General features: G+C 65.8%; 4 protein-coding genes. 1 reads left to right on the top strand and 3 read right to left on the bottom strand.

Annotated features, from left to right (window positions below):
- From BRAO375_RS25430 to pdhA, 3 genes are all read right to left on the bottom strand, one after another.
- Nucleotides 1-196: DUF5076 domain-containing protein (locus BRAO375_RS25430; protein WP_035642137.1), on the bottom strand; the 196-nt coding region annotated here is incomplete at its 3' end.
- Nucleotides 197-208: 12 nt separating this feature from the next.
- Nucleotides 209-1,606 carry a pyruvate dehydrogenase complex E1 component subunit beta gene (locus tag BRAO375_RS25435; RefSeq protein ID WP_035642138.1) on the bottom strand — a complete coding sequence of 466 codons (1,398 nt, stop codon included), beginning with the start codon at nt 1,604-1,606 and terminating at the stop codon, nt 209-211.
- 33 nt (nt 1,607-1,639) lie between these two features.
- Complete coding sequence (pdhA, locus tag BRAO375_RS25440) at nt 1,640-2,662, bottom strand: pyruvate dehydrogenase (acetyl-transferring) E1 component subunit alpha (RefSeq protein WP_009030320.1); 1,023 nt, start codon at nt 2,660-2,662, stop codon at nt 1,640-1,642.
- A gap of 426 nt (nt 2,663-3,088) precedes the next feature.
- Here pdhA and BRAO375_RS25445 point away from each other — a divergent pair.
- Nucleotides 3,089-4,597, top strand: a 1,509-nt coding sequence (locus tag BRAO375_RS25445; RefSeq protein WP_035642142.1) for a methyl-accepting chemotaxis protein, incomplete at its 3' end; no start/stop codon positions are given.

The following is a 4,597-nucleotide window of genomic DNA, read 5'->3' on the forward strand; positions in this document are numbered from 1 at the left end:
CGCTCTCGCGCGCGTAGGCGCGCGCAGCATGTCGGGCGACGTCGACCAGGAGCAGCCCCCACACGTCGGGCTCCTCGAATGCGCGCTGGAAGGCGATCGAGAGCCCGCCGTCGAGCACGAAGGCGCGCAACACTTCGGTGGCGTCCTCGCGGCCGACGACGTCGGGCGGCAGCGGCTGCTCCTTGGGTCCGGCCATCTGGGATTCCCTTTAGCGGTAGCAGACGGACTTGGCGGCCTGCACGACCTCCGCCGCCGACGGCAGCGCGAGCTTCTCGAGGTTGGCCGCATACGGCATCGGCACGTCCTTGCCCGACACGCGCGTCACCGGCGCATCGAGATAGTCGAAGGCGTGCTCCATGATGCGCGCGGCGATCTCGGCGCCGACGCCGCTCTGCGCCCAGCCCTCTTCCACCGTGACCGCACGCCCGGTCTTCTTGACCGAGGCGATGATGGTCTCGGTGTCCATCGGGCGCAGCGTGCGCAGGTCGATGACCTCGGCCTCGATGCCCTCCTTGGCGAGCTCATCGGCGGCCTTCAGCGCGTAGGTCATGCCGTTCGACCAGGAGATGATCGTGACGTCCTTGCCCGAACGCGCGATGCGCGCCTTGCCGATCGGGATGATGTAGTCGTCGAGCTTCGGCACCTCGCCGGAGTGACCGTAGAGCACCTCGTTCTCGAGGAAGATCACCGGGTTCGGATCGCGGATCGCGGCCTTCAGCAGGCCCTTCGCATCAGCCGCCGAATACGGTGCGACGACCTTGAGGCCGGGGATGTGCGAGTACCAGGACGAGTAGTCCTGGCTGTGCTGCGCGGCGACGCGGGCGGCGGCGCCGTTCGGCCCGCGGAACACGATCGAGCAGCCCATCTGGCCGCCGGACATGTACAGGGTCTTGGCAGCGGAGTTGATGATCTGGTCGATCGCCTGCATCGCGAAGTTGAAGGTCATGAACTCGACGATCGGCTTCAGGCCGGCCATCGCGGCGCCGACGCCGATGCCGGCGAAGCCGTGCTCGGTGATCGGGGTGTCCATCACGCGGCGGGCGCCGAACTCCTGCAGCAGGCCCTGGGTGACCTTGTAGGCGCCCTGATACTCGGCGACCTCCTCGCCCATGATGAAGACGTCGCCATCCCGGCGCATCTCCTCGGCCATCGCGTCGCGCAGCGCTTCGCGGATGGTCTGCGTCACCATCTCGGTGCCGGCGGGGACTTCCGGATCGGGCTCGGCGACGCTCTGCGGCGCGGCCACGCCGGTCGGCGCGGGCGAGGCCTGCACAGAAACAGCGGCATCCGCCGGCGGCGCCGATTGCGCGGCCTTCATCTCGGCGGCGGGCGCCGAGGCCTTACCAAGATCGGCTGCCGTTTCGCCATCAGCAAGAATGGTGGCGATCGGGGTGTTGACCGCGACGTCGGCGGTGCCTTCGGGGATCAGGATCTTGCCGAGCGTGCCCTCGTCGGTCGCCTCGACTTCCATCGTCGCCTTGTCGGTCTCGATCTCGGCGATCACGTCACCCGACTTGATCGCCTCGCCTTCCTTCTTCAGCCATTTGGCGAGGTTGCCCTTCTCCATCGTGGGCGACAGCGCAGGCATCAAAACTTGAATAGGCATATCAGCTCCAGAGAAATCAGCTTGCGCGCGCGATTAGCGATAGACGTCGGTGTAGAGCTCGGCGGCATCCGGCTCGGGATCGGCCTGCGCGAAATCGGCGGCCTCATTGACGATCTTGCGCACGTCGGCGTCGATCGCCTTGAGATCCTGCTCGCTGACCTTGGCCGCCAGCAGGCGGTTGCGCACCTGCTCGATCGGATCCTGGTCGTGGCGGACCTTCTCGACCTCCTCGCGGGTGCGGTACTTCGCGGGGTCGGACATCGAGTGGCCGCGATAGCGGTAGGTCTGCATTTCCAGAATGTAGGGACCCTTGCCCTCGCGGCACCAGGCGACCGCCTTCTCACCCGCGGCCTTCACGGCGCGGACGTCCATGCCGTCGACCTGCTCGCCCGGGATGTTGAAGGAGATGCCGCGCTTCGAGAAGTCGGTCTGCGCCGAGGCGCGCGACACGGCCGTGCCCATCGCATAGCGGTTGTTCTCGATGACGTAGATCACCGGCAGCTTCCAGAGCTCCGCCATGTTGAAGCTCTCATAGACCTGGCCCTGGTTGGCCGCGCCGTCGCCGAAATAGGCGACGCTGACCGAATCATTGCCGCGGTAGCGGTTGGCGAGCGCGAGCCCGGTGCCGAGCGAGACCTGCGCGCCGACGATGCCGTGGCCGCCGAAGAAGTTCTTCTCCATGCTGAACATGTGCATGGAGCCGCCCTTGCCCTTGGAGTAGCCGCCGCGGCGCCCCGTGAGCTCGGCCATGACGCCCTTGGCATCCATGCCGCAGGCCAGCATGTGGCCATGATCGCGATAACCGGTGATGACCTGGTCACCATCCTTCAGCGCCATCTGCATGCCGACCACCACGGCCTCCTGGCCGATATAGAGGTGGCAGAAACCGCCGATCGCACCCATGCCATAAAGCTGACCCGCCTTCTCCTCAAAGCGCCGGATCAGCAGCATGTCGCGCAACGCAGCCAGCTCTTGATCCCTGGTGAATTCCGGAGGCGGGCCGTTGTCTCTGTCCTGCCCTTGTTCCTTTGCGGCGGTCTTCTTCGGTGCGGCCATGGCAATTCCGGATTGCGAGAAAAAGTAGCTCTCTCTAGCTCAACTCCAGGAGACGTAAAAGGACCGCGTGAACCGCGGTTCACTTTGCTCTTGCCGCAGTGCAACGAGCACGAAATTTTAGAAATCGAACAGCCCATTTTTTGAAACGATCAACGGATGGTTGCCTATCGGAGCGTCACCCGCCTGAGCGGCAGGTTCGATTAGAAGCCGATTGCCGATTCACCGGAGTCCGAGCAATTCCCCCCGCAGCCAGCGCCAGAGAACGCGGCAGGTTAAAGCTGCGCTGCGGACGTACGGGACCCCTGCCGGCCGGCGGTTTTCGCCGCCAGGTGCGTAGTCCTACTGAGACAAGTTCAGCAGGCTTAAACCATCGGCTCGCACTGTGTGCCACGCAGCAATGGCGCTGCTGGCCTCTGGAAGTGCACCATGGTCCTGACGATCCCCCGCCGCTTCGGCATCCTTGTCGCCGTCTCAATCGCAATCTGCATCGCGGCCATTGCCAGTCAGCTGCTGAGCGCTCGTTCCGCGCTTCTGGACGAACGCAAGACCGCCATCGTCGGCCAGGTGCAGTCAGCCGTATCGATCGTGAAAGCGCTGGCCGCCGAGGTTCAGAAGGGAGCGCTGACCGAAGCGGAGGCGCAGAGCCGGGCCAAGGCCACGCTGCGCGGCATCCGCTACGGCAAGAACGACTACATCTTCGTCTACAAGCCGGATGGAGAGAATATCGTTCTCGGTCCCCGCCCCGATTGGGAAGGAAAAAACCTCAGCAACGAGAAGGACGCCAACGGCCTGCTGTTCGTGCGCGAGCTGGTCGCTGCAGGCCAGCGCGATGGCGGCGGCTTCACCGAATACATGTTCGCGCGCGCCGGCAGCACCATTGCCGTCGCCAAGCTGGGCTATACGCTGAAGGCCGATCCCTGGAACTGGATCGTCGGCACCGGCGTCTATGTCGATGATCTCGACGAGATGTTCTATGCCTCGGTGAAGACGGCCCTGCTCTGGGCGGTGGGACTGATCGCGCTGCTTTGCATGATTGCCCTGGTCATCGCGCGCGGCCTCGTCCGACCGCTTCAGGCCATCACCCGGGTCATGACCGAGCTCGCCACCGGCAACCTGGCGGTGCTCGTTCCGGGCGCCGAACGGCGCGACGAGCTCGGCGAGATGGCGCGCGCGGTCGAGGTGTTCAAGGTCAACGCCGAGGCGCGCCAGCGGCTCGAAGCCGAGCAGAGGGAGCAGGAAGGCCGCCTGGCCGCCCAGCGCAAGGCGGACACCGACCGCCTTGCCAACGAGTTCGAAAGCTCGGTCGGCAGCATCATCGAGACCGTCTCGTCGGCGGCAGCCGCGCTGGAGACCTCGGCCAAATCCCTGACATCGACCGCAGACAGGTCGCAAGGACTGGCCACCGTCGTCGCCAACGCCTCCGGCGACGCGTCCAATAACGTGCAGTCGGTGGCCGCCTCGACCGAGGAGATGTCCTCCTCGGTCAACGAGATCAGCCGCCAGGTGCAGCAATCGGCCGCGATCGCCAATGAAGCGGTCGAGCAGGCGCGGCGCACCAACCAGCGGGTCGGCGAATTGTCGCAGGCCGCCGCCCGGATCGGCGATGTCGTCGAATTGATCAACACGATCGCGGGCCAGACCAACCTGCTGGCGCTGAACGCCACCATCGAGGCGGCGCGCGCCGGCGATGCCGGCCGCGGCTTCGCGGTGGTCGCCTCCGAGGTCAAGGCGTTGGCCGAGCAGACGGCGAAGGCGACCGACGAGATCAGCCAGCAGATCGGCGCGATCCAGTCCGCCACGCAGCACTCGGTGTCGGCGATCAGGGAAATCGGCGACACGATCGGACGCATGTCGGAGATCGCCTCGACCATCGCCGCGGCCGTGGAGGAACAGGGCGCGGCGACGCAGGAGATCTCCCGCAACATCCAGCAGGCC

The organism is Bradyrhizobium sp. ORS 375, from assembly GCF_000239775.1.
In the GTDB taxonomy this organism is placed as follows: Bacteria; Pseudomonadota; Alphaproteobacteria; order Rhizobiales; family Xanthobacteraceae; genus Bradyrhizobium.

What these genes read in the sequence shown, in the direction of transcription:
- pdhA (WP_009030320.1), bottom strand. Translation starts at nt 2,662, where the DNA reads ATGGCCGCACCGAAGAAGACCGCCGCAAAGGAACAAGGGCAGGACAGA.
- BRAO375_RS25435 (WP_035642138.1), bottom strand. Translation starts at nt 1,606, where the DNA reads ATGCCTATTCAAGTTTTGATGCCTGCGCTGTCGCCCACGATGGAGAAG.